A 15,091-nucleotide genomic window follows, 5' to 3' on the forward strand; every position below is an offset into this window, starting at 1 on the left:
ACCTGATATCACTGAGAGATTGAAGGCCGGCCTCGCGCCGGCCTTTTGCTTGCGTGCTCTCCGGAACAATAGGTCGGCACTTGCCACGTTTTGGGGGCTGTTGTGGCTTTTCGGAGACACAACTTGCGGCTTTAGTGGTGTAAGCACGGCATTAGTTGGGCCGTTGAGTCCGCTGCCCTTCCGGCATGGAAGGCAACAACAGAAACTGGGACTGGGATTAGATTGAAGATGAAGAAGGTTTTGTTGGCTTCGGCCTGTTTGTTCGCTCTCGCTGCTCCGGCTTCGGCCGCTGATCTCGCAGCCCGCCCCTACACCAAGGCGCCGATCGCTCCGGTTGCTGTTTACAACTGGACCGGCTTCTATCTCGGTGTCGTCGGCGGCGGCGCTTGGGAAGCTACTTCGACCGACCCGAAGATGCAGGGCGGCTTCGTCGGCGGCACCGCCGGCTACAACTGGCAGACCGGCAACGTCGTGTTCGGCATCGAGGCGGATGGCGCCTGGGCTGACGTCAACGCTTCGGCGACCGCGCTTGGCATCACCGTGGCTTCCAAGACCGATGCGCTGGGCACCGTGCGTGGCCGTATCGGTTGGGCCGTCAATAACTTCCTGTTCTACGGGACCGGTGGTTACGCCTGGATCGACAACAAGATCACCCTCAGCGCGCTGGGCGTGAGCGTCTCCGACAGCAAGTGGCACTCCGGCTGGACCGTCGGTGCGGGCGTCGAAGCGTTCTTCGCTCCGCAGTGGTCGGTCAAGGGCGAGTACCTCTATCGCAGCCTCGGCAGCGAGAACTACTTCTCCAACCTCGGCACTCCGCTGGCGTCCGGCACGATCAACTTCCACACCGTGCAGGTTGGCGTGAACTATCACTTCGGCGGCCCGGTCGTCGCCAAGTACTGATCTGAAGTACTGATCTTCGCGACCGACGTCACATCGTCACGAAAGGCCGGCCTCGCGCCGGCCTTTTTGTTTGTAGGAGCCGTTCCCCGCAGTTCCGCCGCTCCTGCTGCCAGATGCCGCCAGCGCACCAACAATCCGTTGACGATTCGCACGTGCCACTGGAAATCCGCGCCCGTTCTTCCTACGTTCGCTGCCATACCCAGCGGCGCCGGTCCCGGTTCCGGGCGAAGCGCGCCTTTTGCATTGGCGCGATCGCGCGTCTTTGGATTCCTTGAGGACCACCGGGATGGACGAAGTGATCAAGGCCAAGCGCCAACTACAGAACGCGGGCTCAAGCCTGCGCGCAATTACGATCCGTGGCGCGCGCGAGCACAACCTCAAGAACATCGACGTCGAGATTCCCCGCGACAAGCTGGTGGTGTTCACGGGCCTGTCAGGCTCCGGCAAATCCTCCCTCGCCTTCGACACCATCTATGCCGAGGGCCAGCGCCGCTACGTCGAATCGCTGTCGGCCTATGCGCGGCAATTCCTGGAGATGATGCAAAAGCCTGACGTCGACCAGATCGACGGGCTATCGCCGGCCATCTCGATCGAGCAGAAGACGACCTCGAAGAACCCGCGCTCCACCGTCGGCACCGTTACCGAGATCTACGACTATATGCGCCTGCTCTGGGCCCGCGTCGGCGTGCCCTATTCACCGGCCACGGGCCTGCCGATCGAGAGCCAGACCGTCTCGCAGATGGTCGACCGCGTGCTGGCGCTGCCGGAAGGCACCCGCCTCTATCTGCTCGCTCCGGTCGTGCGCGGCCGCAAGGGCGAGTACCGCAAAGAGCTCGCCGAATGGCTCAAGAAGGGCTTTCAGCGCGTCAAGATCGACGGCAGCTTCTACGAGCTGGCGGAAGCCCCAAGCCTCGACAAGAAATTCCCGCACGACATCGACGTCGTGGTCGACCGCATCGTGGTGCGCCCCGACATCGGCCAGCGCCTCGCCGAGAGTTTTGAGACCGCGCTGAAGCTCGCCGAAGGCCTCGCCGTCGTCGAGTTCGCCGACGCACCCGCGGCTGCGCCCGCCGAGGAAAAGAAGAAGACCGCAAAAATCCACGACAAGAGCGGACCCGAGCGCATCCTGTTCTCGGAAAAGTTCGCCTGCCCGGTCTCCGGCTTCACCATCCCCGAGATCGAGCCGCGCCTGTTCTCCTTCAACAATCCCTATGGCGCCTGCCCCGCCTGCGGCGGTCTCGGCGTCGAGCAGCATGTCGATGAGGATCTCGTCATCCCCGAGAAGGATCTGACGCTGCGCAAGGGCGCGATCGCGCCCTGGGCCAAATCGTCATCGCCCTATTACGTGCAGACGCTGACCGCGCTCGGCAAGCACTACAAGTTCACACTCGACACCAAGTGGAAAGATCTGCCGAAGAAGACGCAAAACGCGATCCTCTACGGGTCCGGTGACGACGAGATCAAGTTCTCCTATGAGGACGGCGTGCGCTCCTACGACACCAAGAAGCCGTTCGAGGGTGTCATCACCAACATCAACCGCCGCTATCGCGAGACCGAAAGCGAGTGGGCCCGCGAGGAGCTGGCGAAGTACTTCCATGACGTGCCCTGCGAGGGCTGTAATGGCTTCCGCCTGAAGCCCGAGGCGCTTTGCGTCAAGGTCGGCGGCAAGCATATCGGCGAGATCTCGGAGCTGTCGGTGAAGAAGGCCGGCGAGTGGTTCGCGGGCGTGCCCGAGGCGCTGAACAAGCAGCAGAACGAGATCGCCGGCCGCATCCTGAAAGAGATTCGCGAGCGCCTCACCTTCCTGCTCGACGTCGGCCTCAACTATCTCACGCTGTCGCGCTCCTCCGGCACGCTATCCGGCGGCGAGAGCCAGCGCATCCGCCTGGCCTCGCAGATCGGCTCAGGGCTCACGGGCGTGCTCTATGTGCTCGACGAGCCCTCGATCGGCCTGCATCAGCGCGACAACGCCCGCCTGCTCGATACGCTGAAGCGGCTGCGCGACCTCGGCAACACCGTGGTCGTGGTCGAGCACGACGAGGACGCCATTCGCCTCGCCGACTACGTGCTCGACATCGGTCCCGGCGCCGGCATGCATGGCGGCAACATCGTCGCCGAAGGCACGCCCGCCGACATCATGCGCAATCCGAAATCGCTCACCGGCAAGTATCTCACCGGCGAGCTCGAGGTCGAGGTGCCGGAGCGGCGTCCGCCGAACCACCGCCGCACCATCAAGGTGGTGAACGCGCGCGGCAATAACCTCAAGAACGTCACGGCGGAGATTCCGCTCGGCCTGTTCACCTGCGTCACCGGCGTCTCCGGCGGCGGCAAGTCGACGCTGCTGATCGACACGCTCTACCGCGCCATCGCCCGCAAGCTGAACAATGCCAGCGAGGGCGCCGCGCCGCACGACCGCATCGAGGGCCTTGAGCACATCGACAAGATCATCGACATCGACCAGTCGCCGATCGGCCGCACCCCGCGCTCGAATCCTGCGACCTATACCGGCGCCTTCACGCCGATCCGCGAATGGTTTGCGGGCTTGCCCGAAGCCAAGGCGCGCGGCTACGAGCCCGGCCGCTTCTCCTTCAACGTCAAGGGCGGACGCTGCGAGGCCTGCCAGGGCGACGGCGTCATCAAGATCGAGATGCACTTTCTGCCCGACGTCTACGTCACCTGCGACGTCTGCAAGGGCAAGCGCTACAACCGCGAGACGCTGGAGGTGCTGTTCAAGGGCAAGAGCATCGCCGACGTGCTCGACATGACCGTCGAGGAGGCCGCCGAGTTCTTCAAGGCGGTGCCGCGCGTGCGCGAGACGTTCCAGACCCTGCACCGCGTCGGCCTCGACTACATCCATGTCGGCCAGCAGGCGACGACCCTCTCGGGCGGCGAAGCCCAGCGCGTCAAGCTGGCCAAGGAGCTGTCCAAGCGCGCCACCGGCCGCACGCTCTACATCCTGGACGAGCCGACCACCGGCCTGCACTTCCACGACGTCAAGAAGCTGCTGGAGGTGCTGCACGAACTAGTCGCGCAGGGCAACACCGTCGTCGTCATCGAGCACAACCTCGAAGTCATCAAGACCGCCGACTGGGTCATCGACCTCGGCCCCGAAGGCGGCGACGGCGGCGGCGAGATCGTCGCCTGGGGCCCACCGGAAGACATTGCGAAAGCGCCGCGGAGCTATACGGGCAAATTCCTGGAACCGGTGCTGAAGAAGGCGCGCAAGCCGAAGCGAAGGAGCACGAGCGAGGCGGCGGAGTAAGGCTAACTGCTGTGGATTTTGCGGCGTAAACACTGGCGCTCGGCGACAGTTCGACATATGTTCGCTTCGTTGGGTTATTGTTTCTCTCTCGGGGACGTCCCTCACAAACGTCTGTTCTTGGAACGTTGCGATCGACGCGCGCAAGCGTGCCGGCTGCTAACGTCGCCGACACAACAGGTGCGTCATCGACGCAATCGTGTCGCCAGGAGCAAACGGAGGTGCCCATGCCTGGGGTGCAGAAGTCGAAGCGGGCTAAGCGCATTTGTAACGGCGCCGCTCGGGTCGGGGAACGGTATCACAACACCACTTGTTCACGATCTGTTCTTCTCGCGCTGTGCGTGTTTTGGACTTACGTTGGGCAGGCCGCTTTCGAGCCGGATGCAAGTCTGTCTCTTACTGCGGGAATGAACCTGACGTTGCGATCGACGCGCGCAAGCGTGCCGGCTGCTAACGTCGCCGACACAACAGGTGCGTCATCGACGCAATCGTGTCGCCACTTCCATCAGGCTTAGGCTGCACCCATGCTCGAACCTAAGCCTGTGGGTAGTGCCAGACCGAGCAGGCCACTCAGGATTCTTTCGAAGGTTCGGCTTCGCCATGTTTGGAACGAGTCTCGCGATTCGAGCAAACGCGCGGGAGCAGCCGGTATCGATAGTGAGTCCGCTAAGCAATTTGCAGCCAACCTAGATTCCAATCTCGACGAAGTCGTCAAACGCCTCCACGGGGGAAGCTACGGATTCTCGGGGCTCAGGCCCGTATTTATCGATAAGCCCGGCTCCAACAAAGAGCGGGTGATCTGCATCCCCACGGTCAGAGATAGGTTGGTCCAGAGAACAATCGTCGAGTATCTCGCGTCGTCCCGAAAGATTCCGATCCGCAATTCGTCATCGTTCGGCTTCATAAGGGGGCTGGGTACTTCGGACGCGATCGCAAAGGCCGTAGAACTCAGATCTGTTTATGAATGGTGTCTCAAGACTGACATCGAGAGCTTCTTCGACCAGATTCCGCGGCCCCTTCTCAAGGAGAGAGTCGAAACGGCACTTCGCGATCACAGCTTAGTTCCATTAATCTGCAAAGCGATCGACTGTGAGATCAAAGGAACTCCCGATGTTCAGGCACGAGCGGCACGTCAGGGCATCCGCCATAGATCAGGAATTACGTACGCCTGTTGTCCGACCTTGAGCGCACGATGAAAAATGTCCAGCTGAACCTATACACGGACATCTTTGGCGCGGACGTAATCGGAAATCTCGACGATGCAAAAAAGCGCTTTCTTTCGATAGAGGGTGTCTCGGCCCCAGAGCCACTTCACGATCTCGGTTGGTAACACTTCTTCCTCTGTTGTGCCCTACTCCCTCGCCATCTTCGACCTCGACGGCACCCTCGCCGACAGCTTCCCCTGGTTCCTGCGCACCATCAACGATGTCGCCGACCGCTTCGGCTTTCGCCGCGTCGCGGACGAGGACATCGAGGGGCTGCGGCATGCCTCGAGCCGCGAGATCCTCAGCCGGCTCGAGGTGCCCTTGTGGAAGCTGCCGGCGATCGCGCGGCATGCGCGGCGGCTGAAGGCGGAGGCTGCTGCGGAGATTTCGCTGTTTGCGGGCGTCGAGACGATGCTGCGGACGCTGGCCGAGAACGGCGTGCAGCTGGCGCTGGTGACCTCCGACAGCGAAGCCAATGCGCGCGAGAAGCTTGGCGAGACTGCAGCACTGTTTTCGCATTTCGACTGCGCGGCATCGCTGTTCGGCAAGCCCGCGAGATTTCGTCGCGTCATCCGGCGCGCGGGCGTGGAGCCGGACAAAGTCATCTCGATCGGCGACGAGGTCCGCGACATCGAGGCGGCGCGGGCTGTCGGGATTGCCTGCGGTGCGGTGTGCTGGGGCTACGCCGCGCCGGCGGCACTGCGGGCGCTGGGGCCGGATCATGTGTTCGAGCGGATGGATGAGATTGCGTCGACGTTTTCACCGGTGCCGTAGCCCGGATGGAGCGTCAGCGTAATCCGGGAAAGCGTCCCCGCATTCCGCTTCGCTCCATGCGGGCTACGATCGCCCTACTCCGTCCTGCGCAAGAAGGCCCCGAACGCGCGCGGACCGTCGCCGGTCTTGATCTCGCCGATCACCTTCAGCTCGGCCGCATCGATGATGCTAAGCGTGTTGCTCTCCCAACATGCGACGATGACGCGCTTGCCGTCGGCGGTCGCCGCGATGCCTTCGGGATAGTCGCCGACATTGATGCGCTTGATTGGCTTCAGCGTCGCCAGATCGAACACGCTGACGGTGCCGCCATACTGATCGGTGACGAAGCCGCGCCCCTGCGTCAACGCCACCGCATAGGGCCGCATCCCGACCGGCACGCGGCCGATCTCGCGGCCTTCGGCGATATCGATCACGGAGACATCGTCGGAGCCGACATTGGCGGTGTAGGCGCGCTTGCCGTCGGCATCGATGGTGACGCCGAACGGACGGGTGCCGACCTTGATCATTGCTTTGCGCTGACGCGTCGCGGTGTCCACCACCGAGACGCTGTCGTCGTCGCGGTCGGCCGAGAGCAGCAGCTTGCCGTCCGGCGTCACCGAAAGGCCCGATGGCGAAGCGCCGACCGCGATGCTGGCCGTGACGCTGCGCGAGGCCGTATCGATCGCCCGCACCGCGGCGGCATACCAGTCGGCGACATAGACGGTGCGGCCATCGGGCGCGACGGCAATGCCGAGCGGCCCGCCGCCGACCTCGATCCGCCCCGCAACCTGCCGCGCGGCCGCGTCCACCACCGTCACCGCCTTGGCGTCCGGGCTCGTCACATAGGCAAAGCGCCCGTCCGCGCTGACGGCGACGCCCGCCGGCTTGCCGCCGATCGGGATGGTCGCAACGCTGCGCGCAATGGCGAGGTCCACGACCATCAGATCGTCGCTGAGCTGGTTGGTGACGAACGCCTCTTCGGCGTACGCGCTGCCAGGCCCCGCCATACCGAGACTGGCACCGCAAAGGCTGGCGGCCAAGGCCGCCAGGACCAGCGCTCGCACGATCAGCTACCGCTCTCGATCTTCTTCTTGAGCGCCTCGAGCCCGGCCTTGTACAGCCCGCTCACCGCCTTCACCGCGGCCTCGTCGCTCAGCTCCGGTGGCGGATCGTTGTTGGGATAACCACGATAGAACGCGCCGGCCCATTCGAGCTTCGCCTTGCCATCAGGCGCGGGCGACACCGTCAAGGTCGAGGAGTAATTGGTCACCGGCAGCACCTTCACATCGACCTTGGTGATCCGGTACGAATAGCTCAGCATCTCGGGCTCGTATTTGTAGAGCTCCTCCTCGATCGTCGGGCCGCCCGTCAGGGTCAGCGTCCGCGTCGCGCCGATCTCGTTGGCCTTCTGGCCCTCGGTCTTGGTGACGGGCGGGAGCCAGCTCATGTCCTGGAAATTGCCGATCGCGGCCCAGACCTTGGCCGGTGGCGCGCTGATCTCGATCGATTCCCGCACCTTCTGCCGGGTCGGCCCATGGGCCCAGACCGGCTCAAAAGCCGCCGTCAGAGCCGTCCCCACCACCGCCAGCGCCGCCACCCCGGCGATCGCCGTTCCCATCGTCATCCTCATACCGTTTCCTCATTCATCAATCTGCGCGACTTGAGGCGCGCTGAAGTCATCGTAACGCATATTTGGACCATGGGGAGACCTGTTCGTGGCGCGGCTGTGGCAAGGGTCGGTGCCCGTATCCACACCATCCCTTGCGTTGCCCGACGGGCAAAACACACGAGGCCAGGGTCAATGTGTCCAGATCAAAACAATTCGCTTTACTCGAATTCGGAATTATCGCATGTTTCGGTCACCCCAACCCGGGCCGAGGGGCGGATCGCGATCGTCACGAACGCGGGATGGGATGTGGTGGACGCGGGCAGTGCCGCGCGCGGGTCGGTTTGCAGGGCGGGTCACTCCGTGAGCAAACGCCGCGCGCACACGACGGGTGCAGCCTGCGTACGGCAAAATCGTGTGGTCCTGGCGCCCGGGGTCTGTGCGCCAAGTGTTGCGGTGATGCATGCGGCCCGACCGGGCCCGCAACATCAGTCATCCGCAAGGCGACGGGGGCAATAGTGCATCGCTCCCCGGGGAGATCACGACATAAGCCGTAAAACCACTGCGCAGGGAAGGCCAGGATGTCCAGGCTGCCCTGTATGCCGCTGTGCATTTGTTTCCAGCGTATTTGCGCACAGCGGACCGCGGGTGCCAGCCGGCGCCCGGCCTTCCCTGCGCCCTCGGCATCTTCGAGGGCGATGATCGAAGCAAAGCTCGGGCAGATGTGCCGCGAGAACGGGAAACCGTGTGTGAGATCTGGATAGGAATGCGAAATGGATTCGTCTCTCGTGCCCCGGACGCAGCGCAGCGCCCCCCTTGGCGATGCGCTGCAGAGCCGGGGCCCATGCAGCAGCGCACCGCGCGGCCTCCTGGGGCCCGGCTCCGCGCCGCAACGCTCACGCGTTGCAGCTTGTCCGGGACACGAGAGTAGGTGCGCTGTTGCCTTCCACGCCGTCATTGCGAGCCAACGGCTCCGCGCGAAGCGCGGCCCGATGACAGGCTCCGCGAAGCAATCCAGACTGCCACCGTGGAGAGACTCTGGATTGCTTCGTCGCAAGCGCTCCTCGCAATGACGACGGAGAGAACGGCGTCTGCCGCATCCCTCAATCACTCCCCCAGCGTCGCCTCCACGAATCCGCGCGGATCGTCGCAGAATTCGCGCATCACCCGATAATGATCGGTCTGCTCCACCGTAACAGGCTCCAGGCCATATTTTCGCAGCCGCAGCAGCTGCGCATTGGGATAGGCCATCAGCAGAGGCGCGTGGGTCGCCATGATCACCTGGCAATTGCCGGAGAGATCCATGCGATGCAGGAGCTTGAGGAAGTCCATCTGGCGCGCCGGCGACAGCGCCGATTCCGGCTCGTCGAAGATGTAGATGCCCTGCTTCTGGCAGCGCTCCTCGAAGAAGACCAGAAAGCCCTCGCCATGGGAAAAGGAGAGATAGTCTGGCGCCTCCTGAACGCTTGCACCAAACACGCCCTCCATGGCTTGCGCGGCGCTCACGGCCGAGCGGTCGAGATAGCGCGCAACCGAAAAGAATGTCTCCGCCCGGAAGAACCAGCCGTCGGTCACCTTCGGGACCCACGCGGCCCGCAAGGCAGACGACAGCTCTTCGCCAGTGATTTCGATGCCGCCGCCGTCGATCTCCTGAAAGCCCTTGCGGCCGCCGGTGCTGGCAAAGCCGGCCATCCCCGCGATGCCTTCGAGAATGGTCGACTTCCCGGTTCCGTTCTCGCCGACGATGATCGTGACCGCGGACTCGAAGCTGTGATCGAACTCATCCCTGAAGACGGGAAGGCAGAACGGATAAGCCTCCCAGTCCTCGACCCGCGAGCGATCGAGCCAGACACGCCTGAGATAGGGCGCGCGCAGTGTGGTCTGTCGACGTCGTGTCCGGCTCATGCCCCCGCCCCGCTCCGTCCCCGCCGAAACCTTCGAAGGAACATATCAGGAACGCAAACTGCATGGAAGTGGCATCTGCGGAAGGTCGCAAGCTTCGGTCGTCCCTTAGCCCAAGGATTAGCCCATGGGCACCAGCACCAGCTCCATGGTCATCAGCACGGGATTGTCGCCGCGCACCAGGCGGCCCTCGGCGAGGCCGCCGGTGTAGTCGATCAGGGCGACGTCGAGTGCGGCTTCGAGCGCGCCGGACGAACCGGCCTCGATCACGCCGGACGTTATTGCCAGCTCAGTGGCGAACGGTTCGGTCGCGCCGCCATGGGTGAAGCGCGCGCCGATGGTCGAGCCGACGCCGCCGTGGAGCTTGGCCCGGGCAATGCCGTGCGCGCGACAGAATGCTTCGAGGCAACCGGCAAAATCCTGGTTCGGCCGCAGCCGCATCGCAAACGCTCGGCTCGTCGCCTGCGCACCGGTGCTCGCCGCCGCCACCGGTCCGAACAGCTTGAAATTGGTCTCCGGATCAGGCTCGGCCGTGAACATCGCACCATCGAGACCGAACGCTTCGACGGCAAACGGCTCGGCGACAACAGTCTCGTCCGGCAGCATGTGGCCGCCGCTGGCGCGGCCATCGGCCTCGGTCCACAGCCCGTGGCAATGAAAGAACGGCGCGCCGTCACGCATGCCCAGCGTCATGCTGCCGAGCTTCGTGCGCGTCACGCCCTTTGGCTGGAACGTATCGCTGTAGAACGCAGCGTTCTCGCCAGTCTTCGACAGCGCCGGCATCACATAGGCGAACGGCCCCAGCGCGCCAGCACCAAAATTGAGCACGCCGCCGGCAAAACCCTCCGCGGCAAAACCGCGGCGCGCGGCTTCCAGCAGCGGCAGGCCGGCTTCAAGCGTGAACGCGAAGGCGCGTCCCCTCGCCTCCACCCATTGGATGCGTTCTGCGCCAGGTGCGCCCGGCTGCTTGATGCTGCGCATGACGCCCGCTCAGCCTGCCTTCGTCTTGTCGAGATCGAGCAGGCCTCGCGCCTCGAGCTCATCACGCACCATGCGCTTTGGAATCTTGCCGTAGCCGGATTTCGGCAGCGCCTCCCAGAAGAAGAAGCGCTTCGGCATCTTGTAGCGCGGCACCTTCGGCGCGAGGAACGCCGCCATCTCCGCTTCACTCACCGGCGTCGCGCCCTCGCGCGCGACGCAGACGGCAACGCCGACCTCACCCCAGGTCGCATCGGGCACGCCGAGCACGGCAACCTCGCCGACGGCCGGATGCGTCAAGATCTTCTCCTCGATCTCGCGCGGATAGATGTTGGAGCCGCCGGAGATGTACATGTCGGAAGCCCGTCCCGTGATGTAGACAAAACCCTCCTCGTCCATGTGACCGAGATCACCGGTGCGGAACCAGCCGTTGCGAAACGCCTTCGCATTGGCTTCAGGGTTGTCGTAGTAGCCGGCGAACACCGCGGGCCCGATCACGCAGATCTCGCCGCTCTGGTTGGCGGCAAGCTCGCGGCCGTCGTCGTCCTGAATCGAGACCTGCATGCCGGTGCGCTCGAAGCCGCACGTGCCGATCTTCGCATGCGGGCCGTCCTCGGGATCGTGCAGCGCGGCCGGCAGCACGGTGATGTTGCCGGTGACCTCGCCAAGGCCAAAATACTGCACGATCACCTTGCCGAGCTTCTTCAGCGCCGCCTTCTGGTCCTCGCGATACATCGGCGCGCCGGCATAGATGACGTGGCGCAGCGAGGAATGATCGTATTTGTCGGCGGCGGGATGCTCGACCATCATCTTCAAAATGGTCGGCACCGTGAAGAGATTGCTGACGCGATGCGCCTCGATCAGGCGGAACGCTTCGTTGATGTCGAACTTTTCGGTCGGCAGCAGCACGGTGCGCGCACCGCGCGCGGTTTGCATCAGCTGATGCACGCCGGCACCGTGCGACAACGGCGCCACCACCAGCGAGGCATCCTGCTCCGTCGTGCCGGGCGTCAGATCGGCGAGATGATTGGTGACGACGAATCCCATCTGGCCGTGGGTCAGCACGGCGGCCTTGGAGCGGCCGGTGGTGCCAGAGGTGAAGAAGAACCAGCAGGGATCATCGTGCTCGACCGCGACGTTCTCCACGGCAGCACCGGTTTGCGAGGCGACCGCGTCAGCCACCGAGCGCTCGCCGAACGCGGCCTTGCCTTCGATGCTCCAGGTGAATTCCAGTGCGCCGCCCTTCACCGCCGCAGCGTGCTCGGGAAAATCGATGTGGCACAGAAACGCCTTGGCACCGGAGGCCTGCGCGAGATAGCTGACCTCATCCGGCATCAGGCGGAAATTGGTGGGGACCCAGACCGCACCGAGCCGGAACGCGGCGAACATCGAAAAGAACATCTCGTCGCCGTTCTTGGAATGGACGAGGATGCGGTCGCCCTTCGCGATGCCGCGTGCGGCGAGCGCGGCCGCCAGCGCCGAGACCTGCGCATCGATCTCGCGCCAGGTCCAGGACTTGTCACCCCAGACAAAGCCAGCTCGCGATCCATGCCGCCGCGTATTCTGGGTGAGCATGTAGGCGAGATTCATGACGCGGCGGGACATGCGCAGGGGCTGCATCGGGCTTCCTCTTCGACGGCGGACGGCACGCGAGCCACCCGCTCATTGCAGTCCATTTATCGCGACCGAACGCGCCCCCGCAAGGCCGCCGGCCGCGTACCTGCCCTACGGCTCCCTGAAGGCAAACGGCTTCTTCGTGATGGCCCTCTCCTTGACGCAGGTCTGCGCACCAAAGCCGCCGCAATAGCTGCCATGCAGATCGAAGCGGATGACGCGCGAAGCGCCGTGCCTGGTCGATTTCGGCTTGATCCCGTAGCTGCGGGCACGACCGTCGAAGACGAGACGCACATCCCCACCCGGCAACGCCACCAGGATGTTCATGGTGCAGCCGCCGGTTCCGCAATAGATGGTCTCGCGCTCGCCGCATTTGGTGCCGCTGAAATCGACGATGTAGTCGTCACGGCCGTCGCCGGTCAGGTCGATCTTGCGCACAGTGTCCGGCGCGAAGGTCACGGTGCCACCGTCCTGGCTGTCGCATTCCTCATTGGTGTAGCGCAGCGCCTTCTGCACGCCGATAGTCGGACGGATTGAAGGGTCTTGCGCCTTCGGCGCTCGCGGCGGAAGCGAAGAGAGCGAGCAGGAGGATCAGATAGCGCGTACGCCTCTGTCGCTGGCGCGGACGCAATCGTTCAGGGAATTTTAAACATGACCGGCGCAACCTCGCTCAGTTCTTGCGTTCAGAGTGTCACATCATGGTCAAAGCGCCCGCCGTCCTCCTGCTTACGCTGGCGCTTGCCGGATGTGCCGTGGCCCCGCAAGCGCATCTGGCCTCAGATCCCGCCTTCAAGCCCGCGCGCTATGCCTGGGACGGCGCCGGCGAAGATCCCAACCGGTCGCACGCAGCGTCCGGACCTGCGCGCACCGCAGCCCGATCCGAGCACAACCGATCGCACGGCGAACTTCAGATCTCTTCGAAGGAATGGTGGCAGGCGCAGGACGGCACCGACGCCGAGCAGGACGCCAGGGTCAATCGCTCCCTGGTCATCTGTCAGGGTTGCCTCCGCCCGCAGCCGCAGCCCGAAGATTCCAGGCTCGCCAACGCCACCGATTGAACCGAACCGCCGTCGCGGATCGAGCGGCGCCAGGGCTACTCAGACCTCGTCACGCGCTAAGGACACAGGCCCGCCACCCGCGGCCGGCGGGCCTGCCGATATCTACGGCCTATTGTCCGTGCCTGAGCATGTCCTGGTCATTCAGATCCCAGTCCTGCCACAACTGCAGTACGCCGAGCAGCACCACCACCGCACCGAGGCTCGTGTGGTAGATGCGGAGAAAGCCTTCACCGGAATAGCCGATCACGTAAGGCGAGGCGATGAGCCACAGTCCGACCAGGATCGTCGTCACCTCTTGCCAGCGCTGCAAGGCAACATATTCGAGCTGGCTGATGCCAAACACGACCAGACCGACCGCGACGGCATTCAGGATCATCGTTTCGTGTCCGGTGACCGTCTGATCCTGGATGGGAAACCACGGCGAAGCCACGATCAGCGCGCCGAGCAGCATCCCGCACCAGTCTTCCCATGTTCGATGAGTACCCAAGAAACCAAAATCCGACATCGTACCCTCCTACAAGAGGCATACGTCTGCGGCTGGCAATCATGACACTCCGAATGTCTAGCGACCCTGCCGGCCGCATTCGGGCGTATGTCCTCTCAAGGACGTGGGAACCGTCGCGGACCTTGCAAGGGCAATATCGGGGATTATTTGCGGTCGCGGCGTCATGCTCGCAGAGCGAGACCTCCATACTGCACTGCGGCCGCAGGGACGCGCGTTTGCGGATATCTCTCCTGCGGCAATCTCCCTTGGTCTCACCTTGGCAAGGGCAGGCTCAGCCTCCTAGATCAGGACGCAATCTGCACTTCGGAAGGATCCCGCATGGCGGCTTCGGTACGCGACAACAAGGACAGGAGCCGCTTCGAGCTCGATGTCGGCGGCGGCATCGCCCTCGCCAATTACCGGCTGACGCCGTCGGCCGTGATCATCACCCATACCGAAACCCCGCGCGCCCTGCGCGGCCGCGGTATTGGGTCCGAACTGGTCAAGGGCGCGCTGGACTTGATCCGCCGCGACGGCAAGAAGGTGATCGCGGGCTGCGGCTTCGTCGTCGACTATCTCGACAGGCATCCGGAAGATGCGGATCTCCTCGCCTGAACGCAAAAGGGCCCGCGAGATCGCGGGCCCTTGCGCTACGACCGAGCGATCGGTCAGTGCTTGATCTCAGGCGGCAGCTTGCCGCCATTGGCGGCAAGCTTGGACATCACCTGCTTGTGCAGCCAGACGTTCATGCTCGCCGAGTCGTTCATATCGCCGGTGTAGCCCAGTTCCTTGGCGAGATCCTTGCGCGCAGCAAGGCTGGAATCGATGTCGAGCGCCTTCATGAGATCGACGATGGAGGTGCGCCATTCCAGCTTCTCGCCCTTGTGCGCAGCCACCGCCTTATCGACGATCGCCGCGACGTCGACGGCTGCCATGGGCGCGGCAGCCGGCGCCGATGTGCCCGGCGCGGCCCCTGCGGGCGCGCTGCCGCCAGGCGCGACGGCAGCCGGATGGCTGCCGAAGATCGCGCTCATGATTTTCCCGAAAATGCTCATGTCTGCTCCCCGAAAAGGATCCGTTGGAAGGGCCTTGAGTGGCACTATAGACGATGTTCGTGCGTTACGCCCGCGAAGTTCTGCGAAGCAGCACGCAGCATGAGCTTATCTGCGGCGAAATGACGACCGAATGACATCGGCGAGGTTTGCACTGCGTCATCGAAATTCGCCCCAGGCGTGAGGGACAGGACTCGGAATTGGGAGTACGCTTGCGGTTCAGCTCGCGATGCCATCCGGAATTCGCGTCTGGTCGGAATCGCGAAGGCGACCACTTGCG

At 63.9% G+C, this 15,091-nt stretch carries 13 protein-coding genes; 5 read left to right on the plus strand and 8 right to left on the minus strand.

From position 1 onward, the window contains the following. Nucleotides 1–228: 228 nt before the first annotated feature. From LRP30_RS20815 to LRP30_RS20825, 3 genes are all read left to right on the plus strand, one after another. Nucleotides 229–900 carry an outer membrane protein gene (locus LRP30_RS20815; protein ID WP_091897853.1) on the plus strand — a complete coding sequence of 224 codons (672 nt, stop codon included), beginning with the start codon at nt 229–231 and terminating at the stop codon, nt 898–900. Nucleotides 901–1,186: 286 nt separating this feature from the next. Then, nucleotides 1,187–4,162, plus strand: coding sequence for an excinuclease ABC subunit UvrA (gene uvrA / locus LRP30_RS20820; protein WP_249761523.1), 2,976 nt, complete (start codon nt 1,187–1,189; stop codon nt 4,160–4,162). A 1,343-nt stretch (nt 4,163–5,505) separates the two neighbouring features. Further along, a complete protein-coding gene (locus LRP30_RS20825) occupies nt 5,506–6,138 on the plus strand; it encodes an HAD family hydrolase (RefSeq protein WP_249761802.1) in 633 nt (210 codons plus the stop codon). Nucleotides 6,139–6,212: 74 nt separating this feature from the next. Here LRP30_RS20825 and LRP30_RS20830 read toward each other — a convergent pair whose 3' ends face one another. From LRP30_RS20830 to LRP30_RS20855, 6 genes are all read right to left on the minus strand, one after another. Next, nucleotides 6,213–7,181: a YncE family protein gene (locus LRP30_RS20830; RefSeq protein WP_249761524.1), complete on the minus strand. Its 969-nt coding sequence runs from the start codon at nt 7,179–7,181 to the stop codon at nt 6,213–6,215. Between the two features lie 2 nt (nt 7,182–7,183). Beyond that, entirely contained in the window at nt 7,184–7,747 is a 564-nt protein-coding gene (locus LRP30_RS20835; protein ID WP_249761525.1) for an SRPBCC family protein, read from the minus strand. A 1,083-nt stretch (nt 7,748–8,830) separates the two neighbouring features. After that, a complete protein-coding gene (locus tag LRP30_RS20840; protein ID WP_249761526.1) occupies nt 8,831–9,628 on the minus strand; it encodes an AAA family ATPase in 798 nt (265 codons plus the stop codon). A gap of 117 nt (nt 9,629–9,745) precedes the next feature. Beyond that, the gene (locus LRP30_RS20845; protein ID WP_249761527.1) at nt 9,746–10,606 is read right to left on the minus strand and encodes a DUF296 domain-containing protein; all 861 of its coding nucleotides are present in this window, start codon (nt 10,604–10,606) and stop codon (nt 9,746–9,748) included. A 9-nt stretch (nt 10,607–10,615) separates the two neighbouring features. Beyond that, the gene (locus LRP30_RS20850; RefSeq protein ID WP_249761528.1) at nt 10,616–12,223 is read right to left on the minus strand and encodes an acyl-CoA synthetase; all 1,608 of its coding nucleotides are present in this window, start codon (nt 12,221–12,223) and stop codon (nt 10,616–10,618) included. A 105-nt stretch (nt 12,224–12,328) separates the two neighbouring features. Then, nucleotides 12,329–12,733, minus strand: coding sequence for a hypothetical protein (locus LRP30_RS20855; protein ID WP_249761529.1), 405 nt, complete (start codon nt 12,731–12,733; stop codon nt 12,329–12,331). Nucleotides 12,734–12,915: 182 nt separating this feature from the next. Between LRP30_RS20855 and LRP30_RS20860 the strand changes: the two genes are divergently transcribed. Further along, nucleotides 12,916–13,275 (plus strand): hypothetical protein, encoded by a 360-nt coding sequence (locus LRP30_RS20860; RefSeq protein WP_249761530.1) that lies wholly within the window; start codon nt 12,916–12,918, stop codon nt 13,273–13,275. Nucleotides 13,276–13,384: 109 nt separating this feature from the next. Here LRP30_RS20860 and LRP30_RS20865 read toward each other — a convergent pair whose 3' ends face one another. Continuing rightward, nucleotides 13,385–13,780, minus strand: a complete 396-nt coding sequence (locus LRP30_RS20865; protein WP_249761531.1) for an SPW repeat protein — start codon at nt 13,778–13,780, stop codon at nt 13,385–13,387. 318 nt (nt 13,781–14,098) lie between these two features. On the opposite strand from LRP30_RS20865, the gene LRP30_RS20870 reads away from it, so the two are divergent. Beyond that, the gene (locus LRP30_RS20870) at nt 14,099–14,374 is read left to right on the plus strand and encodes a GNAT family N-acetyltransferase (RefSeq protein ID WP_249761532.1); all 276 of its coding nucleotides are present in this window, start codon (nt 14,099–14,101) and stop codon (nt 14,372–14,374) included. 53 nt (nt 14,375–14,427) lie between these two features. Here LRP30_RS20870 and LRP30_RS20875 read toward each other — a convergent pair whose 3' ends face one another. Further along, nucleotides 14,428–14,814 carry a DUF3597 domain-containing protein gene (locus tag LRP30_RS20875; RefSeq protein WP_164934912.1) on the minus strand — a complete coding sequence of 129 codons (387 nt, stop codon included), beginning with the start codon at nt 14,812–14,814 and terminating at the stop codon, nt 14,428–14,430. Between the last annotated feature and the right edge of the window lie 277 nt (nt 14,815–15,091).

This window comes from Bradyrhizobium sp. C-145 (assembly GCF_023375135.1).
Taxonomy (GTDB): domain Bacteria; phylum Pseudomonadota; class Alphaproteobacteria; order Rhizobiales; family Xanthobacteraceae; genus Bradyrhizobium; species Bradyrhizobium zhanjiangense.